At 73.3% G+C, this 20,886-nt stretch carries 23 protein-coding genes and 1 pseudogene; 14 read left to right on the top strand and 10 right to left on the bottom strand.

All coding sequences use genetic code 11. The features are described 5' to 3' along the window. Positions 1–9: 9 nt before the first annotated feature. From DEJ22_RS15325 to DEJ22_RS15335, 3 genes are all read right to left on the bottom strand, one after another. Entirely contained in the window at positions 10–645 is a 636-nt protein-coding gene (locus DEJ22_RS15325) for a DUF6197 family protein (RefSeq protein ID WP_111227292.1), read from the bottom strand. Between the two features lie 58 nt (positions 646–703). After that, complete coding sequence (locus DEJ22_RS15330) at positions 704–1,582, bottom strand: aminoglycoside phosphotransferase family protein (RefSeq protein WP_111227291.1); 879 nt, start codon at positions 1,580–1,582, stop codon at positions 704–706. 117 nt (positions 1,583–1,699) lie between these two features. Further along, on the bottom strand, positions 1,700–2,365 hold the full coding sequence (locus DEJ22_RS15335) for a ScbR family autoregulator-binding transcription factor (protein ID WP_181430821.1): 666 nt from the start codon (positions 2,363–2,365) through the stop codon (positions 1,700–1,702). A gap of 79 nt (positions 2,366–2,444) precedes the next feature. Between DEJ22_RS15335 and DEJ22_RS15340 the strand changes: the two genes are divergently transcribed. Continuing rightward, positions 2,445–2,876 carry a hypothetical protein gene (locus tag DEJ22_RS15340; protein WP_181430819.1) on the top strand — a complete coding sequence of 144 codons (432 nt, stop codon included), beginning with the start codon at positions 2,445–2,447 and terminating at the stop codon, positions 2,874–2,876. A gap of 27 nt (positions 2,877–2,903) precedes the next feature. Here DEJ22_RS15340 and DEJ22_RS15345 read toward each other — a convergent pair whose 3' ends face one another. Then, complete coding sequence (locus DEJ22_RS15345; RefSeq protein ID WP_111227288.1) at positions 2,904–4,055, bottom strand: SpoIIE family protein phosphatase; 1,152 nt, start codon at positions 4,053–4,055, stop codon at positions 2,904–2,906. Beyond that, entirely contained in the window at positions 4,052–4,828 is a 777-nt protein-coding gene (locus DEJ22_RS15350; protein WP_181430817.1) for a ThuA domain-containing protein, read from the bottom strand. The genes DEJ22_RS15345 and DEJ22_RS15350 overlap by 4 nt, the downstream gene beginning before the upstream one ends. A gap of 89 nt (positions 4,829–4,917) precedes the next feature. On the opposite strand from DEJ22_RS15350, the gene DEJ22_RS15355 reads away from it, so the two are divergent. Next, entirely contained in the window at positions 4,918–5,370 is a 453-nt protein-coding gene (locus tag DEJ22_RS15355) for a DUF3817 domain-containing protein (protein WP_111227441.1), read from the top strand. A gap of 220 nt (positions 5,371–5,590) precedes the next feature. On the opposite strand, the gene DEJ22_RS15360 is transcribed toward DEJ22_RS15355, so the two are convergent. Both DEJ22_RS15360 and DEJ22_RS15365 read right to left on the bottom strand, forming a co-directional pair. Beyond that, a complete protein-coding gene (locus DEJ22_RS15360; RefSeq protein ID WP_284174739.1) occupies positions 5,591–7,801 on the bottom strand; it encodes an NADP-dependent isocitrate dehydrogenase in 2,211 nt (736 codons plus the stop codon). A gap of 93 nt (positions 7,802–7,894) precedes the next feature. Then, positions 7,895–8,383, bottom strand: coding sequence for a hypothetical protein (locus tag DEJ22_RS15365; protein ID WP_111227287.1), 489 nt, complete (start codon positions 8,381–8,383; stop codon positions 7,895–7,897). Positions 8,384–8,545: 162 nt separating this feature from the next. Between DEJ22_RS15365 and DEJ22_RS15370 the strand changes: the two genes are divergently transcribed. The 3 genes from DEJ22_RS15370 (at position 8,546) to DEJ22_RS15380 (ending at position 12,237) form a co-directional block, all read left to right on the top strand. Next, positions 8,546–9,610, top strand: coding sequence for a M23 family metallopeptidase (locus tag DEJ22_RS15370; RefSeq protein WP_111227286.1), 1,065 nt, complete (start codon positions 8,546–8,548; stop codon positions 9,608–9,610). Between the two features lie 172 nt (positions 9,611–9,782). Further along, a complete protein-coding gene (locus DEJ22_RS15375) occupies positions 9,783–11,093 on the top strand; it encodes a hemolysin family protein (protein WP_111227285.1) in 1,311 nt (436 codons plus the stop codon). 238 nt (positions 11,094–11,331) lie between these two features. Continuing rightward, a complete protein-coding gene (locus DEJ22_RS15380; RefSeq protein ID WP_181430815.1) occupies positions 11,332–12,237 on the top strand; it encodes a helix-turn-helix transcriptional regulator in 906 nt (301 codons plus the stop codon). An 18-nt stretch (positions 12,238–12,255) separates the two neighbouring features. Here DEJ22_RS15380 and DEJ22_RS15385 read toward each other — a convergent pair whose 3' ends face one another. Beyond that, the gene (locus DEJ22_RS15385; RefSeq protein ID WP_111227284.1) at positions 12,256–12,507 is read right to left on the bottom strand and encodes a hypothetical protein; all 252 of its coding nucleotides are present in this window, start codon (positions 12,505–12,507) and stop codon (positions 12,256–12,258) included. 47 nt (positions 12,508–12,554) lie between these two features. On the opposite strand from DEJ22_RS15385, the gene DEJ22_RS15390 reads away from it, so the two are divergent. From DEJ22_RS15390 to uraH, 4 genes and pseudogenes are all read left to right on the top strand, one after another. Continuing rightward, the gene (locus DEJ22_RS15390) at positions 12,555–13,190 is read left to right on the top strand and encodes an SAM-dependent methyltransferase (protein WP_111227283.1); all 636 of its coding nucleotides are present in this window, start codon (positions 12,555–12,557) and stop codon (positions 13,188–13,190) included. Positions 13,191–13,400: 210 nt separating this feature from the next. Further along, a complete protein-coding gene (locus DEJ22_RS15395; protein ID WP_111227282.1) occupies positions 13,401–13,883 on the top strand; it encodes an FBP domain-containing protein in 483 nt (160 codons plus the stop codon). Between the two features lie 45 nt (positions 13,884–13,928). Further along, positions 13,929–14,393: pseudogene (uraD, locus tag DEJ22_RS15400) on the top strand (2-oxo-4-hydroxy-4-carboxy-5-ureidoimidazoline decarboxylase); the annotation flags it as partial. Positions 14,394–14,399: 6 nt separating this feature from the next. After that, a complete protein-coding gene (gene uraH, locus DEJ22_RS15405) occupies positions 14,400–14,726 on the top strand; it encodes a hydroxyisourate hydrolase (protein WP_181430844.1) in 327 nt (108 codons plus the stop codon). 42 nt (positions 14,727–14,768) lie between these two features. On the opposite strand, the gene DEJ22_RS15410 is transcribed toward uraH, so the two are convergent. Together DEJ22_RS15410 and DEJ22_RS15415 are read right to left on the bottom strand one after the other, a co-directional pair. Further along, positions 14,769–16,172, bottom strand: a complete 1,404-nt coding sequence (locus DEJ22_RS15410; RefSeq protein ID WP_258379625.1) for a nucleobase:cation symporter-2 family protein — start codon at positions 16,170–16,172, stop codon at positions 14,769–14,771. Between the two features lie 198 nt (positions 16,173–16,370). Next, a complete protein-coding gene (locus tag DEJ22_RS15415) occupies positions 16,371–17,357 on the bottom strand; it encodes an aldo/keto reductase (protein WP_111227281.1) in 987 nt (328 codons plus the stop codon). 96 nt (positions 17,358–17,453) lie between these two features. On the opposite strand from DEJ22_RS15415, the gene DEJ22_RS15420 reads away from it, so the two are divergent. From DEJ22_RS15420 to DEJ22_RS15440, 5 genes are all read left to right on the top strand, one after another. Continuing rightward, positions 17,454–17,687, top strand: coding sequence for a hypothetical protein (locus DEJ22_RS15420; RefSeq protein ID WP_111227280.1), 234 nt, complete (start codon positions 17,454–17,456; stop codon positions 17,685–17,687). A gap of 135 nt (positions 17,688–17,822) precedes the next feature. Further along, complete coding sequence (locus DEJ22_RS15425) at positions 17,823–18,368, top strand: acyl-CoA thioesterase (RefSeq protein WP_111227279.1); 546 nt, start codon at positions 17,823–17,825, stop codon at positions 18,366–18,368. 43 nt (positions 18,369–18,411) lie between these two features. After that, positions 18,412–18,996 carry a YdeI/OmpD-associated family protein gene (locus tag DEJ22_RS15430; RefSeq protein WP_111227278.1) on the top strand — a complete coding sequence of 195 codons (585 nt, stop codon included), beginning with the start codon at positions 18,412–18,414 and terminating at the stop codon, positions 18,994–18,996. 195 nt (positions 18,997–19,191) lie between these two features. Continuing rightward, positions 19,192–20,073, top strand: a complete 882-nt coding sequence (locus DEJ22_RS15435) for an aldo/keto reductase (protein WP_111227277.1) — start codon at positions 19,192–19,194, stop codon at positions 20,071–20,073. 119 nt (positions 20,074–20,192) lie between these two features. Further along, positions 20,193–20,834 carry an FtsE family protein gene (locus tag DEJ22_RS15440; RefSeq protein WP_181430813.1) on the top strand — a complete coding sequence of 214 codons (642 nt, stop codon included), beginning with the start codon at positions 20,193–20,195 and terminating at the stop codon, positions 20,832–20,834. Positions 20,835–20,886: the final 52 nt, after the last annotated feature.

Below are 20,886 nucleotides of genomic sequence, written 5' to 3' on the forward strand. Positions count from 1 at the left end.
CGGTGTCGGCTACCGGGCACCCTCCGGCCGCCGTCGCGCGGCCACGCGCTCGGACTCGTGCACGGCGACCCGCTCGGCCGTGAGCAGCAGCGACGACACCTCGGCAGCGGTCCGGGACGGTCCGTCGTTCCAGGTCGTCAGGTCGCGGACGCGGGCCATCCGGATGTCCGGGGCGGGGCACCACACGACCGGCTGCCCCTCGTCGGCGGCGAGGGCGTGCCAGACCAAGTCGAGCGCCCGCTGCACCTGCTGCGAGTGCACGACCTGCGGGCCGCCCGCGGCCGACACGACGGCACCGACGATGCAGGCGGCGACCAGGGGTCTGCCCTGCACGTCCATCGCGGCAGCGCTCGACGCCTTCCGGAGCCGACCGTGCTCGTCGAGGTACGCGAACCACGAGTGCTGGATCCACCCGCGTTCGACCACCCCGCGCGCGTTCGTCAGCAGTCGTTGGAGGTCGTCGAGTTCGTGCAGGTGCGCGACGAGTCGTCGGTCGCGGGCCGCTGCCCGGCGGGCGGCGAGGCGGTCGAGCAGGCCACCCAGACCGGCCCGGCCCGAGGGCGCGACGCCGGCGGCGGAGCGGGCGGACGTGGCGGGAGCGGCGTCGGTGTCGACGTCGTGCGGGACGCGGAACTCGAGGGTCATCAGGCCCCTCCGATCTCCAGTGCACGGACAGGTGAGGGAACGATAAGCCCGGGTGGGCTCAGTCGTCCAGCACCGCGTCCAACGCGCGGGCCGCGACCGTCCGGAAGGCGTCGTCGTCGGTCGTCGCCAGCGCGGACGCGACGGCGACCGCCCACCCACGGGCGCGCGACCAGGTGGCGTCGTCCGCGGCCACGAGCTCCGCGAACGTCCGGCGGCCGGCACCGTCGAGCGTCAGCCAGCGGGTCGCCAGGTCGACAGCGGGGTCCCCCGCGGTCACGTCGCCGAAGTCGACGACGGCCGACAGCCGCCGGTCGCCGAGCGGCGACGGCTCCACGAGCAGGTTGAACGGGTGCAGGTCGCCGTGCACCCAGACGGGAGGCCCGGCGTACGTGGGCGCGGCGGCCGCGGTCCGCCAGAGCGCGGCCGCCTCCACGGCACGGGGCACGTCCGCGGTCGCCAGTCGCGTGCGCACCGCCTCGCTCCGGGCGGCGAGCGGGACGGCGCGGACCGGGTTCACCGGGGCGTCCGCCGGGGCCGGGACGTGCAGGCGGCCGAGGAACGCCGCGATGTCCCCCGCCACCCGCTCCCCCTGCGGGTGCTCGCCCGCGGGACGGCCCGGCAGCCAGGGCACGACGCTCCAGGCCCACGGGTAGCCGAGGGCGGGGCGGCCGGTGCGGACGGGCTCGGGCACCGGCGCGACGGCACCGACCCGGGCGGCGATCGACGGCAGCCACCGCTGCTCGTGCTCGACGAGCTCCGCAGCGGCGGCACGTCGGGGCAGCCGGACGGCCAGGTGCTCGCCCGCCCGGACGATGACGTTGTCCCACCCGTTCGCGACGACCCGCAGCGGCAGGTCCGCGAGGTCCGGGTGCTGGTCCCGCAGCAGTGCGGCGACGAGGTCGACGTCGACGTGGAACTCGGCCTGCGGGGTGCCCATCGGGACAGGGTAGCGACGTCCTCGCCGATCCCCACGAAGAGGGGCTGCTCCGGAAACGTACTCCTTGGTATCCTCCAAGCACAGCGACGTGGGTGTCCCTGGGGGGACCCGCGTCGCTCAGACGTCCGCGGGGTCCTGAGGCCGGATGATCGCCACGAGTCGCGGCACCTCGGCACGGGTCCGCTCGGTGGCCATCGCCGACAGGAGCATCGTCCAGAGCTCCTGCAACCGCTCGTACAGGTCGGCGCGGTCGTGCAGCATGTCCGACACCATCTGCACGCCCGCGACCGCCGGGCTCACCACGTGTCCGACGAGCACCGGGTCCCACGACGGGTCGACCTCGCCGGCGTCGATCGCCCGGCGCACGATGTCCGCCGTGTGCTCGACCCAGCGCTCGAACGGGTGCTCGCGCGGGATGTGTCGAGCGTTCGGGTCCGCGGCGAGCCGGAGCCCCGCGCGGACCACGACCTCCTCGGCCATCTGGGTCGCGACGCCCTGCGACATCCACATGAGGGACTCGAGTGGCGACGTCGACCGGGTGGCGGCGACCTCCGCGTAGTGCCGGGAGATCTCGTCCTGGCGCGCGATCACGGCGCTCGCGATGTCGGCCTTCGACCGGAAGTGGAAGTACAGCGCGCCCTTGGTCATGCCGGCGCGCTCGGCGACACCGTCCATCGACGCCCCCACGTAGCCGCGCTCGTCGAACTCGGCAGCCGCCGCCTCGATGAGGGCCGCACGGGTCGCGACCGCTCGTTCCTGCCTGATCCGGCCGTCCTGCGCCATGCGGTCGATGCTAGCCAGGCGGCCCCGCGCGGAGGAGGCCCTCAGGGGACCCCCCGAGCGCTGTCGTACGGTGACGGGCATGGACGGATGGCGGAACCCGCAGCGCTGGGTACGGGCGGGGCGGTGGCTGCTGCTGCCGATCGCCGTGCTCGACTGGGTCGCGCTCGCACCGCAGCCCGTCGTCGTCATCGCCTTCCTGGTGGCCGTGCTCGGCATGGTCGGCATGGCCGCCGCGCTCGTCGTCCGGATGCTGCACCGGTCCCGCGGGGCGATGGCGGGCCTCGGCGTCCTGCTGCTGCTCGGCGGGCTCGTCGTCCTCGGTCTCGACCCGTTCCCCGGGACGGTCCCGTTCCTCGACCCGTGGTGGCCCGACGCGATCACGCAGCCGCAGGTCGTCGCCAGTGCCTACTGGAAGACCGCGGGGCTCGGGGTGGAGCTCGCCGGCTTCGGGCTCCTGGCGACGCTGCTGGTCGCCGCCGCCACGGGTCGACCGGCGCCGCGCGGACGCTGACCCGGGCACCGGCACCGGCCCCGCTGGTCAGCGCCGGGTGAGCACCGCCAGCGAGACGTCGGCCGGGGCACCGCCGGCCGGCACGAGCGTCCGGACGTGGTCGACGAGGTCGTCCGGGTGCCCTGCGGCCAGACCCGCGAGCCCCGCCGCGTCGCGGACCCCCTCGAGGGTCAGGGCGCCGTCCGTCACGAGCACGACACGGTCACCGGGCGCGAGGTCGATCGCGCCGACGGTGCGGGCGACCCCGGCGGGCTGCAGGCCGATCGGCAGGTCGGTCGAGCGCAGCGGGGTCACGGAGCCGTCGGCGCGGACGAGCAGCGCCGGGCCGTGGCCGGCGTCCACCCACTCGGCGTGACCCGACGTCGGGTCGAACCGCAGGTGCAGGAGTGACCCGACGGCTCCCGCGGTCGTCAGGTCGGGGGTGAGCTGCGCCTCCAGGCCGGCGACCGCGTCGCGGAGCGGGACGTCCGTCCGGGCGACGACGGCGGCGCGCACCGAGGCCGCGAGGAGCGCCGACGCACGCCCCGCCGCGGTCACCGTGCCGACGGTGACGTGCACCGAGCCGTCCGCGGCGACCCGCCAGTCGACCAGGTCGCCGCCGTCCTCGTCCGGCACCACGACACCGTCGAGCGACGCCCCGGGCACCGTGACGGGGTCGGGCACCAGGCCGGCGAGCACCCGCTGCACCCGGCCGCGCTCGATCACGTGGCCGAGCTCGCGCTCCGCCCAGCGCGCGAGGTCGCCGAGGAGCGCGAGGTCCTCGTCCGAGAACTCGCGCGGCTGGGCGTCCATCACGCACAGCGTGCCGACGCGGGTGCCGTCCGGCATGGTGAGCGGAGCGCCCGCGTAGAAGCGGACCCCGTACTCGGTCACGGCCGGCGTGTGGGCGAACCGGACGTCGAGCGCCGTGTCCGGGATCACCATCGGTCCGGGCGTCAGCACCGTGGTCGCGCAGAACTGCTCGCTCGCGGGCACGCTCGTCCCCTGCTGGAACCCGTACGTGGACTGCGTGGTGACGAGGTCGTGGTGGACGAGGTTGGGGAAGGTCAGCGGGACGCCGAACGCCTCGTGGGTCATGCGGGTGATGCGGTCGAAGCGCTCCTCGGGCCCTGATCCGAGTACCTCGAGCGCCTCGATCACCGCGGTGCGGCGGTCCGCACCGTCGAGATGGTTGGTCACCCCTCCTGTGTACCCGCACCCTGGCTGAGGAACCAGTCCCGCGGGTGGGGGTCGGCGGTGAGCTGACGGCGCTCGGCGGTCGGGGCGGCCCAGGCTGCGGCGTTCGCCAGCACCCGCTGGACGTCGGCGTGGTGGTACACGGGGTACTCCTGGTCGCCCGGCGAGAAGTAGAAGACCCGGCCGAGGCCGCGACGGTACGCGACGCCGGAGCGGAACACCTCGCCGCCGGCGAAGGTCGACAGGAAGACCTCCTCGTCAGGACGGGGGATGTCGAAGTACTCGCCGTACATCTCCTGGCGGTCGATGACGATCGGGTGCGGCACCCCGGCGGCGATCGGGTGTTCGGGCGCGATCGTCCAGACGAGCTCGCGCTCCCCGTCGTTGCGCCACTTCAGGGAGCAGGTCGTTCCCATCAGGCGCGTGAACGGCTTCGAGTAGTGCCCCGAGTGCAGGACGACGAGACCCATGCCGGCGTGGACGGCTTCGACGACGCGGGTGACGACCTCGTCCGAGACGTCCTGGTGCGCCACGTGGCCCCACCAGAACAGCACGTCGGTCGCGGCCAGTCGCTCGACCGTCAGTCCGTGCTCGGGCTCCTGCAGCGTGGCGGTGCCAACCGAGGCCTCCGGGTGGTGCTCGCGGAGCGCTGCGGCGATCACGGTGTGCATGCCGTCGGGGTAGTGACCGAGCACGGTCGCGTCGCCGCGGCTCTCGTGCACGTTCTCGTTCCAGACGACGATGTTCAGGGGACGGCTCTCGGTCGGCGCTGACATGCCCCCGACGCTACCCGCTCCCCTGGTCGAATCGATACGACAGGCGGTGTGTCGGGGGTTCTCCCGGACGGGTGCGCGACCATGTCGGCATGACCCCTCGCTCCCTGTTCCGCGCCGCCGCGGTGGCCGAACTCGTGACCTGGACGCTGCTCATCGCGGGGATGGTGCTCAAGTACGGGCTGGACGCCGGCGAGTGGGGCGTGCGGATCGGCGGGAGCATCCACGGGTTCGTGTTCCTGGCGTACCTCGTGGTGACCACCGTCGTCGCCGTGAACCAGCGCTGGTCCGTGGGCGCGCTCGTGCTCGGGTGGGTGAGTGCCGTCGTGCCGTACGCCACGGTGCCGTTCGAGGTCGGGGTCGCTCGCCGCGGCATGCTCGACGGGCCCTGGCGCCGCTCGCCGGACGGCCGGTCGGGCGTCCGGGACCGCCTGCTCTTCTTCGTGGTGCGTCGGCCGGCGCTGGCGGCCGGCATCGGTGTCGTGGCCGTGGCGCTCGTGTTCTCCGCCCTGCTGGTCATCGGTCCCCCGGTGCCGAAGGGCTGACGCTCCGCCACCCTCGGCCACTCCGGTCGCACGGCTTGCCGCCCGCGGTCGTTCCGGTCGCACGACTTGCCGCTCACCTCCGGCCGCGACGGCATGTCCTGCGACCAGAACAGAACGGGAAGGGGCCGGCGGGGCGGACCGGCGGGCGGGACGCGACCACACGACGGACGGGAGGCGCGGTGCCAGCCGGCACCGCGCCTCCCGTCCGTCGTACCGTCGCCTACAGGGCGGCGAGCGCCTCGTTGAAGGTGGCCGACGGACGCATCACGGCGTTCGTCTTCGCCGTGTCCGGGCGGTAGTACCCACCGATGTCGGCCGGCTTGCCCTGGACGGCGACCAGCTCGTCGACGATCGTCGACTCCTGCTCGTCGAGCGTCGACGCCAGACCCTGGAACGCCGCCGCGAGCTCGGCGTCCTCGGTCTGGCGGGCCAGCTCGTCGGCCCAGTACTTCGCCAGGTAGAAGTGGCTGCCACGGTTGTCGATCGAGCCGAGCTTGCGACCGGGCGACTTGTCCTCGTCGAGGAACGTGCCCGTGGCGCGGTCGAGCGTGTCCGCGAGGACCTTCGCCCGCGCGTTGCCGGTGACCCCGGCCAGGTGCTCGAACGACACCGCGAGTGCCAGGAACTCGCCGAGCGAGTCCCAGCGCAGGTAGTCCTGCTCGACGAGCTGCTGCACGTGCTTCGGCGCCGAACCGCCGGCACCGGTCTCGAACAGGCCGCCGCCGCCCAGGAGCGGGACGACGGAGAGCATCTTCGCCGAGGTGCCGAGCTCCATGATCGGGAACAGGTCGGTGAGGTAGTCGCGGAGGACGTTGCCCGTGACCGAGATGGTGTCCTCGCCGCGGCGGATGCGCTCGAGCGAGAAGCGCATGGCGTCCTCCGGGGCCAGGATCTCGATCTGCAGCCCGTCGGTGTCGTGGTCGCCGAGGTACGTCCGCACGAGACCGATGAGGTTCGCGTCGTGCGCCCGGGTCTCGTCGAGCCAGAACACGGCGGGCGAACCGGTCGCACGGGCACGCGTGACGGCGAGCTTCACCCAGTCGCGGATCGCCACGTCCTTGGTCTGGCAGGCACGCCAGATGTCACCCTGCTCGACGTCGTGCTCGATGACCGTCTCGCCGGAGCTCGTGACGACGCGGACCTTCCCGTCGCCGGGCAGCTCGAAGGTCTTGTCGTGCGAGCCGTACTCCTCCGCCTTCTGCGCCATGAGCCCGACGTTCGGCACGGAGCCCATCGTCGACGGGTCGAAGGCGCCGTTCGCGCGGCAGTCCTCGATGACGGCCTGGTAGATGCCGGCGTAGCTCGAGTCCGGGATCACCGCGAGGGTGTCGTGCTCCTCGCCGTCCGGGCCCCACATGTGGCCGGAGGTGCGGATCATCGCCGGCATCGAGGCGTCGACGATGACGTCGCTCGGGACGTGCAGGTTCGTGATGCCCTTGTCGGAGTCGACCATCGCGAGCTCGGGGCCGGCGTCGAGACCGTCCGCGAACGCCTGCTTGATCGCAGGCCCGTTCGGCACGCTGTCGAGCCCGGCGAGGAACGAGCCGAGGCCGTCGTTCGGGTTGAGCCCGGCGGCTGCCAGGTCGGCCCCGAAGCGCTCGAACACGGTCGGGAAGAACGCGCGGATGACGTGGCCGAAGATGATCGGGTCGGAGACCTTCATCATCGTGGCCTTGAGGTGCACCGAGAACAGGACGCCCTGCTCCTGGGCGGCGGCGATCTGGTCCTGCAGGAAGGCCTCGAGGGCGCGGACGTGCAGCACGGTGCCGTCGACGACCTCGCCCGCGAGGACGGGGATCGACTGCTTGAGCACGGTGGTGGTGCCGTCGGCGGCCACGAACTCGATCGTCAGGGTGTCGTCGGCGGGCGCGATCCACGACTGCTCGTTCGAGCGGAAGTCGTCCTTGCCCATCGTCACGACGTTCGTCCGCGAGTCGGCGCTCCAGGCGCCCATGCGGTGCGGGTGCTTCTTCGCGTAGTTCTTGACCGACAGCGGCGCGCGGCGGTCGGAGTTGCCCTCGCGCAGCACCGGGTTGACGGCGCTGCCCTTGACGCGGTCGTAGCGGGCGCGGACGTCGCGCTCCTCGTCCGTCGTCGGCTCGTCCGGGTAGGCGGGCAGGTCGTAGCCCTGGGCCTGCAGTTCCTTGATCGCGGCCTTGAGCTGGGGGATCGACGCCGAGATGTTCGGCAGCTTGATGATGTTCGCCTCCGGCGTCGTCGCCAGGTCCCCGAGCTCGGCCAGGGCGTCGTCCAGGCGCTGCTCGTCACTGAGCCGCTCCGGGAACTGGGCGATGATCCGGCCGGAGAGCGAGATGTCGCGGGTCTCGACGTCGACGCCCGCTGTGCGCGCGAAGGCCTCGACGACGGGGAGGAACGAGTGGGTCGCGAGGAACGGTGCCTCGTCCGTGAGCGTGTAGATGATCTTGGCCATGCTGGCGGGTACTCCCTTGTTCATGCCGTCGGTAGGTCCACGCTACTCGCGGCGCGAGATGTCTCGACATCAAGATACCTGCTCGTGGCGGGTTCAGACGGAGATCCGGAACACCCGCACCCCGGCTGCCCGCAGGCCCGCGGTGCCGAGGCGGGTCCGCAGGCTCCGGAAGGGACGCCGGAACCCCGAGCGGGCCGAGGCGAGACCGATCTGGTACAGCACCTCGGACGTCAGGGTCCGCTCGACCCGCGGCGCGAGACGGGTGACGCCGGAGACCGTGATGACGATCCGCACCGCGTTCGGCGCGAGCAGCGGTGCGATGCGCTCGGCGGCCTCCTGCGCCCGGTGGAACGCCGGGTCGTCGCCGGGGCGGCGGATCGCGATCACCGCAAGGTCGGCGTCCGCGTGCTCGTGCGGATCGGGCAGGTCGTCGACCCCCACGACCCGCATCCGCGCTGCATCGACGCCCGCGCGCACGGCCGAGGCGCGGAGCACGGGGAGCAGCTCCTGCGTGCCGGCGAGCACGACCTCGGCGGTCGCGAGGTCGATGGGCTCGTGCCGTTCCCGCGGCGTTCGGGCCATGGTGCAGGTCCTTCCGGTCGCTGGACTCGGACACTACCGACCCGACACCCAGCGGGCACGCAGTGGAGCTGTCGCGTCAGCGGACTGCCAGCCGGGAGGTAACGGGAAGATCACGATCACCCCTGTACAAAGCGACAGACTCGTGCAGAATGGTCTGCGGCCATGACGACGACACACGACACCGACCAGCAGCAGCCGGAGACCCCGGTCGTGCACCTGTCCCGTCGCGCGGCCCTCGAGGCCGAACGCGCCGCGGCCGGGAAGCCGGCCCGCCGCTCCCGCGCTCCCCGTCCCTCCCGCTCGGACGCGGTCCTCCCGGCCGCCGCCGCCTCCCCCGCTCCTGAGCACGCGGCGACGCAGGCTCCCGCGCCGCACACCGTCCCCGTCACCGCGCGGGGTGGTCGACGCGCGACCCAGGCCCGTGCCACCACGGAGCACGTCGACGCCCGGATCACCCGGGTCGTCCGTCGCCCGAGTGCCGCGCTGCCGGCCGCCGCGGCACCGTCGGCACGTGGTGCTCGTCCGGCCCGGTCGCACCGCGCCAGCCGCATCACGCTGACCAGCGCAGTGGCGGCGCTCGCCATGTTCGCCGCCTCGGCGATGCCCGCGCACGCCAGCGCCGGCACCTCGCTCGCGACGTCCACGCTCGCGCCGCAGGTCCGCACCCAGGACTACGCGGTCACCCAGGCCGTCACGGCGGCCGCCCTCGACCGCGACGACTTCACGGTCGGCGGCGGGCAGCAGGTCGTCGTCGCCGGTGACGGTGGCGCCGAGGGCGCGGTGTCGTACGGCGGCGAGGTCCGCTCGCCGTTCCCGGGCCCCGTGCGCATGAGCTCCGGCTTCGGGTACCGCTCCGCTCCGTGCGGCGCGTGCTCCTCGCTCCACCAGGGCCTCGACTTCAACCCGGGCATGGGCGCGCCGATCGGTGCCGTCGCTGCGGGCAAGGTCCGGGTCTCCGGCACGTACTTCTCGTACGGCACGACCGTGATCATCGACCACGTGATCGAGGGCCGCCGGGTCTCGACCCTCTACGGGCACATGATCCCCGGATCGTCGCCGCTGCGGGCCGGTGACACCGTCGAGGCCGGCCAGTTCATCGGCAGCGTCGGGTCCTCCGGGGTCTCGACGGGTGCGCACCTGCACCTCGAGGTCCTCATGGACGGCGTGACCCCGATCGACCCCGAGGCCTGGCTCGAGGCCCGGATCGGCCGCTCGCTCACGATCTGATCCGAGCACCCAGCGGGTGTCGGCGCCACTGACGCCCCGTACCGCGGGCCCCGGCCCACAGCACCTGTGCAGCACGGCTGCGGCGGCGTCCCAGCGAACCTGTGCAGGATCACAGCATGGACGATCACCACAGACCGCCCGCCCGTCGTCGATCCCCGGCTGTGTCCCGCTGATGGACGCCGACACCTGGATCGCCTTCGGGCTCGTCATCCTCTTCGTGCTGGTCGGCGGTGTCTTCGCTGCCGCCGAGATCGCCCTCGTCTCGCTCCGCGAGTCCCAGCTGCAGCAGCTCGAACGTCGCGGGTCCCGCGGCGCCCGGGTCGCGGCGCTCGGCCGTGACCCGAACCGCTTCCTCTCCGCCGTGCAGATCGGCGTCACGGTCGCCGGGTTCTTCTCGGCGGCCTACGGCGCCTCGTCGATCGCACCCGACATCGCCCCGCTGCTCACGGGCACGGGACTCGACCAGGGTGCCGCCGAGGCGGTCGCGCTCGTGCTCATGACCCTCGTCATCGCCTACCTGTCGCTCGTCTTCGGTGAACTCGTGCCGAAGCGGCTCGCCCTGCAGCGCGCCGAGGGCTTCTCGATGGCCGTCGCACCGACGCTCGACCGCTTCGCGACGCTCATGCGCCCGGTGATCTGGGTGCTCTCGAGAACCACGGACGCCGTCGTGCGCCTGCTCGGTGGGGATCCGGACGCCCGCAGTGCGTCGATGAGCACCGAGGAGCTCCGCGGCTTGGTCGACGAGCACGACGGCATCGACGCCCAGGGCCGTCGGATCGCCCGGAGCGCCCTCGACGCCGGCGACCGGATCCTCCGCGAATCGATGCGCCCCTGGTACGACGTCGCCACCATCGACGCGTCGCTGTCCATCGCCGACGCGACCGACCACGCCATCGACGAGGGCCACACCCGGTACCTCGTGACCGGGGGCTCGCGCGACGACGTCGCCGGCTTCGTGCACCTGCGCGACCTGCTCCGGCCGACCGATCCGACCGCCGCCGTGTCGACCCTGGTCCGCCCGGTGCTCGCGCTGCCGGAGACGAAGTCGCTGTCGAGCGCCATCGCCGACATGCGCAACGACGGCCACCAGATCGCGCTCGTCGTCGATGAGTACGGCGGCAGCGCCGGCATGGTCACGCTCGAGGCGCTGCTCGAGGACCTGGTCGGCCGCATCCGCGACGAGTGGGACACAGCCGAGTACGACGCGTCCGCGGCCCGGTCCGACGGCATCGACGGTGCGACCGTGCTCGAGGACCTCGCCGCCGACGGCGGCCCGCAGCTGCCGGACGGCGACTACGAGACCGTCGGTGGGCTCGTGCAGGTGCACCTCGACCGGGTGCCGGAGATCGGCGACGTCGTCGACGTCCGTGCGCACCGGCTCGAGGTCACCGCGATGGACGGGCACCGCGTCGCGCGGGTGCGGATCACCGCGCAACCGACGTCGGCTGCCGAGCCCGCAGAGACCGCCCCGCCCGTCTCCTAGCCGCGTCCCCACCGGACGGGAGGCGTGGTGCCGGCCCGCACCGCGCCTCCCGTCCGTCGCCAGTTCCGCAGTGCCCGCCGGTCCCGCCTGTCCCGCAGTGCGAGACGCCCCGCGATCCTCGAGACGCCGCCGGTTCCGGCGGCGCCTCGCTCCTCCGGCGGCGTCTCGCTCCCCCGGCGCTGTGGCGGGTACCGCGGGAGCCTGTCTCCGGACCGGTCGCGCGACGTACGCTCGTCGCATGGGTATCGACGTGCGCAACGAGATCCGTGACTTCCTGTCCTCCCGACGGGCACGGCTCACCCCCGACGAGGTCGGGATGCCGTCGTTCGGCGGTGGTGTGCGTCGGGTGCCCGGGCTGCGTCGGCACGAGGTCGCGATGCTCGCCGGCGTCAGCGTCGACTACTACACGCGGCTCGAGCGCGGTTCGCTCAAGGGCGTCTCGGACAGCGTGCTCGAGGGTCTCGCCGGTGCCCTGCAGCTCGACGAGGACGAGCGGGTGCACCTGTTCGACCTCGCCCGCCTGGCCAACGCCGGCGTCAAGGTGATGCACCGGAACGTGCCGACGCGTGTCCGACCGGGCGTGCAGCGCCTGCTCGACGCGATCACCGGCGCGCCCGCCTGGGTGCGGAACGAGCGCGGCGACGTCGTCGCGACGAACGAGCTCGGCCGGGCACTGTACGCGCCGATGTTCGCGGGCCCGGGGCGCCCGGTGAACACCGCACGCTTCACGTTCCTCGACCCGGCCGCGCGCGAGTTCTTCCCGGACTGGTCCACCACCGCGCGCGAGGCGGTCGCCGTCCTGCGCGCAGCGGCCGTCGCGAACCCGTGCGAGCCGGGCCTGGTGACCCTGGTCGGCGAGCTCTCGACCCGGAGCGAGGAGTTCCGCGGCTGGTGGGCTGCGCACGACGTGCGGATGCACCGCCGCGGCGGCAAGCGCATCGCACACCCGATCGTCGGCGAGCTGCAGCTCGACTTCGAGGCGCTCGAGCTCGTCGCCGACCCGGGCCTGACGATGTTCACGTACTCGGCGGAGCCGGGCAGCGAGTCCGAGCGGTCACTGGCGCTCCTCGGCACCTGGGCCGCGACGGAACGGTCTGAGCGGCTCGCCGCGGTGCGCGCGGGCGAGGCCGAGCAGGACGACTGAGCGCCGGGCGGGTCGCTGTCAGGAGGCGGACGGACCCGAGGGACGACCCGAGGCGGCCGTGTCATCGGTGCCGTCGTCGTCGCTCCCGAGCGTGTCGACCAGCGAGTCGACGCGGAGCCGGTCGATGCGCAGCTCCTTCTCGGTCGCGGTCAGCCGCAGCACCCGGACCGCGGCGAAGACGAGCACGATGAGCGCGACGACGAGCACGAGCAGCAGCACGACCACCGCCAGGTAGACGAGGCTGACGACGGCGAATCCCCCGGAGAGCATGCGACGACGCTAGCAGGGAGCGTCCGTAGGGTGGGGCGGTGACGAGGATGCCGGTGGACGAGGACACCGCGGCGCTCCTGCGGCGACACCGCCGTGCCGAGCCGTCCTTCCTCCGTGCGGTCGCGAAGGCCCTCGGCAGTGCGCCGACCGTGCGGGAGCTCCGGTCGGGCCCGGTCTCGTACGTCCCCGGGGACCGGCAGCCGGTCGGCGACGGCACCGCGGACGCGACGCTGCTGACGTTCCCGACGACCGCGGCGCTCGAGCGTGCCCCGGTGCCCGAGGACGGCTGGTCGGTCGTGCTCGGTCGCGACCCGGACCGCCTCCGCGCCGGCTGGCTCGCCGAGTACGCGCCCGAGGTGGTCGCCGCCGAGGCCGACACGCTGCCCGCGGTCGAGCAGCTCGCGGCGCTCGTCGGTCCGTCCGCCGAGGTCGTGCGCCTGCCGGTGCCCTTCACCTGCGTGGACGGCTTCGGGGAGGGCTACTACGCGCGACCGGAACGGCTGCTCGACGCCGACGTCCGCGCCGCCGATCCCGCCTGGCGCCTGGTCGACGACCTGACCGCCCGCCGCTCGGTCGCCGCCCTGCGCAACGCGCTCGCATCGGGCGAGTGGGACGCCCGGTTCGGGACGCTCCGTCGGCAGCCGATGCTCGACGGGTCGGTCGTCCTCCTGCACCGGCCCTGACCCCGACCACGCTCGACACGCCCGGCTTGACACGCAGTCGTAGGCTGGAGCCGTGAGTCAGCAGGAGGTGGTCGGCGCACAGAGCGCCGGCATCAGGGCGTGACGCCCCCGGCTGTGCCGTCCGGCACGGCCGCGTTCGTCGAACCCTGACCACACCTCCGCCCGTGCGGCGCGTCCCCGCGCCCGGGCCCTGTCGAGAGCGACCACACCGTGCTGCCCATCAGCGAGAAGACCATCCGTTCGTCCTTCGTCAACGCCTCCCGCAAGGAGGTCGCGGACCTGACGCTGCCCACCGACCTCGAGACGCTCGACTGGGAGTCGCTCGACTTCCTCGGGTGGCGCGACCCGAAGACCCCCCGCCGCGCGTACGCCGTCGTCCCGACGCTCGAGGGCGACCTCGTCGGCATCCTGTTCCGGCAGGCCGAGGCGTCGCCGCGTGCACGGGCGCAGTGCTCGTGGTGCCAGGACGTCACGCTGCCGAACGACGTCGTCTTCTACTCGGCGAAGCGCTCGGGCAAGGCTGGTCGGAACGGCAACACCGTCGGCACGCTCGTGTGCCAGGACTTCCAGTGCTCGCGGAACGTCCGGCGGCCGGTGCCACCGGCGTACGAGGGACACGACGTCGAGGCCGCCCGGACCCGGCGGATCGAGGACCTGCAGCTGCGCGCGGCCTCGTTCGCCGCCGAGCTCTGAGGCGCGGAAACGCCGGCGTAACGCGCGGTCCCTAGGGTGTGGCGGGTGGACCTCCGCGACTTCGACTCCGCCCCTGCCGACGACGCCCGCCGCACCGCCCTGCACTGGGCAGCGGTGCCCGCGTGGGCCGACGCCCTGGTGGCCGCCCGGCCGTTCCGCACCGTGCCGGCACTGATCGCGGCAGCGACCGAGGCCGCGGCGGGGTGGACCGCCGCGGACCTCGACACCGCCCTCGCCGAGCACCCCCGCATCGGCGAGCGCACCACCGAGGCGTCGTCGGCCCGCGAGCAGGGGGCGATGGCGACCGCCGAGGACGGGGTCGCGGCGGCGATCGCCCGCGGGAACGCCGCCTACGAGGAGCGGTTCGGCCGCGTGTTCCTCGTGCGCGCAGCCGGGCGGACGCCCGAGGAGCTGCTCACCGAGCTCGAACGGCGGCTCGCGGGCGACCCGGACGCAGAGGTCGCCGAGGCCACCGCTGCCCTGGCCGACATCGCCGTGCACCGGATCCGTGCCACGTTGAGCGTCCCGCACCTCACCACGCACGTGCTCGACGCCCGTACCGGGACCCCCGCGGCCGGCGTCGCGGTGACCCTGCGGACCCCCGACGGCGAGGTCCTGGCCACGGGGGAGACGGACGCGGACGGCCGTGCCGGGCTCGGTCCCGACGTGCTGCCCCGCGGTGACCTGGAGCTCCGGTTCGACACCGGAGCCCACCACCGGGCGGCCGGCGTGCCGACGTTCCACCCGTACGTCGTCGTGGCGTTCACGGTGACCGGGACCGAGCACCTGCACGTGCCGCTGCTGCTCAGCCCCTTCGCCCACAGCACCTACCGCGGCAGCTGACCGCCCGGCCGCGCGGCCGGGCGCGACCGGCGCAGCCGCGCGTCAGGACCGGCCGTCGGGCACCGTGGCGACCGGGGCCGTCGAGCGCACCGCGTCGTACGAGCCCGCCACGGGGTCGGCACCGTACCGCTCCCGCAGGCCACGTGACCCGAGCAGCAGGTTGAGCAGGATCGCCGCGACCGCCCCGGACGAGATGCCCGAGTCGAACACGAGCGTGAACCACGTCGGGAACGCCCCGTAGATCTCGGGTGCCACGGTGGGCAGCAGGGCGATCGCGAGCGGGATCGCCACGACGAGGACGTTCCGGTTGTCGAACCGCACCTTCGACAGCGTCCGGATGCCGCTCGCCGCGACCATGCCGAACAGCGCCACGCCGGCACCGCCGAGCACCGCGTGCGGCACCGCCTCGACGACGGCCGCGACCTTCGGCACGAGGCCGAGCACGACGAGGATGCCGCCCGCGGCCGTCGCGACGTACCGGGAACGCACACCGGTGAGCGCCACCAGCCCGACGTTCTGCGCGAACGCCGTGTACGGGAAGGTGTTGAACACCCCGCCGACGACGGTGCCGAGTCCGTCGGCCCGCAGTCCGTCCGCGAGGGTCCGCTTCGACACCGGACGGTCGACGACCTCACCGACCGCCACCATGTCGCCCGTGGTCTCGGTCATGATGACCAGCCCGACGACGAGCATCGACACGATCGAGGCGAGGTCGAACGTCGGCAGGCCGAAGTGGAACGGCGTGACGACCGCGAACCAGGCGGCGTCGCCGATGCCGGAGCCGTCGACCATCCCGGGGACGAACAGCGCCGCCACGGTGCCGAGCGCGAGCCCGAGCAGCACCGACACCCGCGCGAGTCCACGCGGCGCGAAGCGCTCGACGAGCACGATCGCCAGCAGCACCCCGGCTGCGAAGGCGACGTCGAGCGGATCGGCAGCGCCGTCCTTCCCACCGTCGGTGATCCAGCCGGCGGCGACGCTCGTGAGCGAGACGCCGATGATGAGGATCACGGTGCCCGTGACGATCGGCGGGAACAGCCGGACGAGGTGCGAGAACCACGGGGCGACGAGCACCATGAACACCCCGCAGGCGATCGTCGCCCCGTAGACCGCCGTGATGCCGTGCGCCGAGCCGATCGCGATCATCGGACCGACGGCGGCGAAGGTCACGCCCTGCACGAGCGGCAGCCGGACCCCGAACCGCCAGAAGCCGACCGACTGCACGATCGTGGCCAGTCCGGCGACGAACAGGTCGGCGCTGATGAGGAACGCCAGGTCTGCGCGGTCGAACCCGAGTGCCCCGCCGACGATGAGCGGCACGGCGACGGCACCCGCGTACATCGCCAGGACGTGCTGCAGGCCGAGCGGCAGCAGCCTGGCGAGCGGTGGGACGGTGTCCACCCCGTCCGGTCCGGTGGTGGTCCGTGGTGTCCTCGTGCTGGTCATGGGTGCCCCCGTCGCGTCGCCGGTCACGTGTCACCTCGACGCTAGGGAGCCCCTGTTTCCACCCCGTGACGAGCACGGGTCGCGCGCGTCACGCACCCCTGCCCCGGAACGCACGTTCCGGTGCGACCGCTGCCGCCGCGACGGACGGGAGGCGCGGCGCCAGCTGGCACCGCGCCTCCCGTCCGCCACCTGGTCGCGTCAGCGACCGATGGACGACATGTCCGGGTACCGGTCGCCGGTCGGCACGGGCAGTGCCGACAGGCGCTCGATCTGGTCGGGGGAGAGCGTCACGTCGGCCGCGGCCACGTTCTCCTCGAGCCGGGTGACCCGCTTCGTGCCGGGGATCGGCACCACGTCGTCGCCCTGCGCGAGCAGCCAGGCGAGCGCCACCTGCCCGGGCGTCGCGCCGACCTCGTCGGCGATCTCCTGCACGGCGTCGACGATCTTCATGTTCTCGGCGAACGCCTGCTCCGCGAACCGGGGGTTCTGCCGGCGGAAGTCGTCCTCGTCCAGGTCGGACGGCTTCGTGATCGTACCGGTCAGGAACCCGCGGCCGAGCGGCGAGTAGGGCACCAGGCCGATGCCGAGCTCGCGGAGGGTGTCGAGCACCTCGCCCTCCGGGTCGCGCGTCCACAGTGAGTACTCGCTCTGGAGCGCGGTGATCGGGTGCACGGCGTGGGCCTTGCGGATCGTCGCGGCGCTCGCCTCGGAGAGCCCGATGTGACGGATCTTGCCCTCCTGCACGAAGCCGGCGAGCTGGCCGACGACGTCCTCGATCGGGATCGCCGGGTCGACGCGGTGCTGGTAGTACAGGTCGATGTGGTCGGTGCCGAGCCGACGGAGGGACCCTTCGAGGGCCTCGCGCACGGACTCGGGAGCGCTGGAGATGCCGCGCTGCTGCGCGGGGGTCTGCTCCCCTGCCTCGTGCCGGTAGAGGCCGAACTTGGTGGCGATGACGACCTGGTCGCGGCGGTCGCCGAGGGCGCGACGGAGGAGTTCCTCGTTCGTGTACGGGCCGTAGGCCTCGGCGGTGTCGAAGAGGGTGACGCCGAGGTCGATCGCGCGGTGGATGGTGCGGATCGACTCGTCGTCGTCGGAGCCGGCGCCCGTGTAGAAGGCGCTCATGCCCATGGTGCCGAGGCCGACGGAGCCGACCTCGAGGTCTGCGAGCGTGCGTGTCTGCATGCCTGCAGGTCTACTCCTGGCTGCCCCTCGTCAGGGAGGTACCGGCACGGCTACGCTGAGGGCACGGACAGCGTCCGCCGACGGAAGGGGAACGTCATGACCGTGGTCTGGATCGTCATCGGGGTCGTCGTGGCCGTCGCCGCGCTGCTCGTCGTGCTCGAGGTGCAGAACGCCCGTCGCCGCCGGGCGATGGCGCACCTGGAACCCGTCGACCCGCGCGTCGGGGAGCGCGCGATGTCCGATGCTTCGGCAGCGCACGCCGTCACCGAGGGGCTCGCGAAGTCCGCCCACCCCGGCACGAGCGGAGCGGGCGGCGCGTTCCCGGGCTGACCGGATCCGAGCCGTCGTCCAGCGGCTCGCTCGGTTGGAGGGTCGGCTGCATGCTGTTGCACTCGGCACCGCGCGGACGGTGCGGTTCCTCCAACGCACTCGACCGCCCCGTCGGGACACTGGTGTGATCGGCTCGTGAACCTGTACCTGCGGCTGCTCCTGCTCACCCTGCGCGTCCGGCTGGCCGCCGCACTACCGGGACGCCGACCCTCGCTCTGGGACGAGGCGCGCACGCCGTTCCGCGTCGCACCGACGGACCTCGACCCCCTGCGCCACGTGAACAACGGCAAGTACCTGTCGATGCTCGACCTCGGCCGGTACGACCTGCTGGCGCGGTCCGGCTTCTGGCAGGAGGCGTCGCGTCGCGGCTGGTACGCCGTCGTCGCCGCGCAGACCATCACGTACAAGCGCTCCCTGACGCTCGGACAGCGCTTCACGCTGCTGACGAAGGTGCTCGGCGTCGACGAGCGGGCCGTGTACATGGAGCAGACCTTCGTCCGCCAGGGTGCCGTCGTCGCGCGGGCGGTGGTGCAGGCCCGGTTCCTGCGGCGCGCGGGCGGTCAGGTGACCCCGGAGGAGCTGGTGGCCGCGGCGGGAGGGGCCCCGCGTGACCTCACGCTGCCGGGCTGGGTGCACGAGTGGGCCGACGCGGTGCGGATCAGCAGCGGCGGGGCCCGCTGACGACGCAGCGCTCGGCGCGGACGGTCCGTCCTACGATGACCACGTGGACGACGACGACCTGGTGCTGACCGACGCGGCAGCCTGGCGCGCCTGGCTCGACGCGCACGAGGACGACCCCGACGGCGTCTGGCTGGTGCTGGCCAAGAAGGGCACCACGGAGCCGACCTCGCTGACCTACGACCAGGCGCTCGACGAGGCCCTGTGCTCCGGGTGGATCGACGGACAGAAGCGCGGCCGGGACACGGCGACCTTCCGGCAGCGGTTCACCCCGCGCCGCCGGGCGTCGCTCTGGTCGCAGCGGAACATCGGGCTGGTCGCGGCGCTCGAGGACGCCGGACGCATGCGAGCCCGTGGTCGCGCCGAGGTCGACCGGGCGAAGGGCGACGGCCGGTGGGACCGCGCCTACGCCGGCGCCGCGACCGCCACCGTGCCCGACGACCTGCGGACCGCACTGGACGCCGAGCCGGCGGCAGCCGCCCTGTTCGCCGGACTCGACGCCACGAACCGGTACGCCGTGCTGCACCGGGTCGCCACCGCACCGAGCGACACCGCGCGGGCGAACCGGATCGCGAAGCTCGTCGCCGGGCTCGCGCGCGGCGAGACCCCCTACCCGCGCCCGCGGCGCTGACCCTACGTACCCGGGCCGCGGCAGGTGGCGGCGACGCATGGCCGCGGTGCGTCGAACCAGCTTTCCGACGTCGAACCAGGGCGCGCGGCTGGTTCGACGTCGGGAACGTGGTTCGATGCGCCGGCCGCGTCCGGTGCGCGCGCGAGGGGGACAGCGATCCAGCAACGGGTCACACCACGGGCGTAGACCGGGGGCATGACCACTGGTACCGACACCACGAACCGTCCTGCCGCCGCCTCGGGCACGTTCCGCATCGGCGGCGACCTCGAGGTCCACCGCCTCGGCTACGGCACCATGCAGCTCACCGGCCCGGGCGTCTGGGGTCCGCCGAAGGACCACGACGAGGCCGTCCGTGTGCTCAAGCGCGCCGTCGAGCTCGGCGTCGACTTCTTCGACACCGCCGACTCGTACGGCCCGTACGTCGCCGAGGAGCTGCTCCGTGAGGCGCTGCACCCGTACGGCGACGACATCGTCATCGCGACCAAGGCCGGCCTGACCCGCACCGGCCCGAACGAGTGGCCGCCGGTCGGCCGTCCGGAGTACCTCCGCCAGGAGGCCGAGATGAGCCTCCGCCGCCTCGGCCTCGAGCGCATCGACCTGTTCCAGCTGCACCGCATCGACCCGAAGGTGCCCCTCGAGGACCAGGTCGGTGAGCTCAAGAAGCTGCAGGACGAGGGCAAGATCCGCCACATCGGCCTCTCCGAGGTCTCCGTCGACGAGGTGAAGGCCGCGCAGGAGATCGCCACGATCGTCTCCGTGCAGAACCTCTACAACCTGCAGAAGCGCGACGCCGAGGAGCTCCTCGACTGGTCCGAGGAGCAGGGCATCGGCTTCATCCCGTGGTTCCCGCTCGCGACCGGTGGCCTGACCGGTGCGGACTCGCCGCTCACCGAGATCGCGCAGCGCAAGGGTGCGACGCCGGCGCAGCTCGCGCTCGCATGGCTGCTCGAGCGCTCGCCCGTGATGCTGCCGATCCCGGGGACGTCGAGCGTGGACCACCTCGAGGACAACCTGCAGGGCGCGACGATCGAGCTGACCGACGAGGAGTTCGCGGAGCTGTCGAAGCTGGGGGAGTGACCCGCTGACCGACCTCGACGCACGGTCGCCGCCGATCACGACTCGGCAACGGTGGTCGCGCTGCGCCACCTCGGCGTTGCACACTGGTTGCGTCCTGTGGACAGACCGGGGGGGTGGACATGGCAGGAGAGGTGGCCGCGACGGCACGTGCCGTGCGCGGCATGCACGACGGCGGCGGAGCGGCCGACGGCACCGTGGACACGGTCCGCGCTGCCGTCGGCGGTACCGCCGTCGCCGTGCGTGCGGGGGAGGTGCTCGCGGTCTGCGGGGACGGGTCCGAGGCCGCCCTGACCGCTGCAGCGACAGCGAGCCGGGTGGGCGACCGTGTGTTCGACGGGCTCCCCGAGCCCCACGCCGCGGCTTTGCGACGCCGGGTCGTCGGGACCGCGAGCACCGACCACCGACTGGTGCCCTCGCTCACGGCCCTCGCGAACGCCGCCCTGCCGCTGGAGCTCGACGGGTGGGACGGAGCCGCCGCACGGGACGCCGCGTCGGCCGCCCTCCGACGAGTCGGTCTCGAGCACCGTGCGGACGCCTTCCCGGACGACCTGCTCGCGGACGAACAGCGGGGAGTCGCCCTCGCACGGAGCGTCGTCGGGGACCGACTGCTCGTCCTGGCCGACGACCCGCGCGACCTCCTGCACGTCACCCTGCTGCGTCGGCTCGCCGAGGACGGCGTGGCCGTCCTGGCCCGGACCACAGCGCTCGTCCGCCCGACCTGGGCCGATCGTCTCGTCGTCGTCCCCGCCGTGCAGCTGTGAGCTCCGGCGAGGACCCTCAGCCACGGCGGCGGTTCCCCAGCTGGGCGCACTG

This window comes from Curtobacterium sp. MCSS17_007 (assembly GCF_003234175.2).
In the GTDB taxonomy this organism is placed as follows: Bacteria; Actinomycetota; Actinomycetes; order Actinomycetales; family Microbacteriaceae; genus Curtobacterium.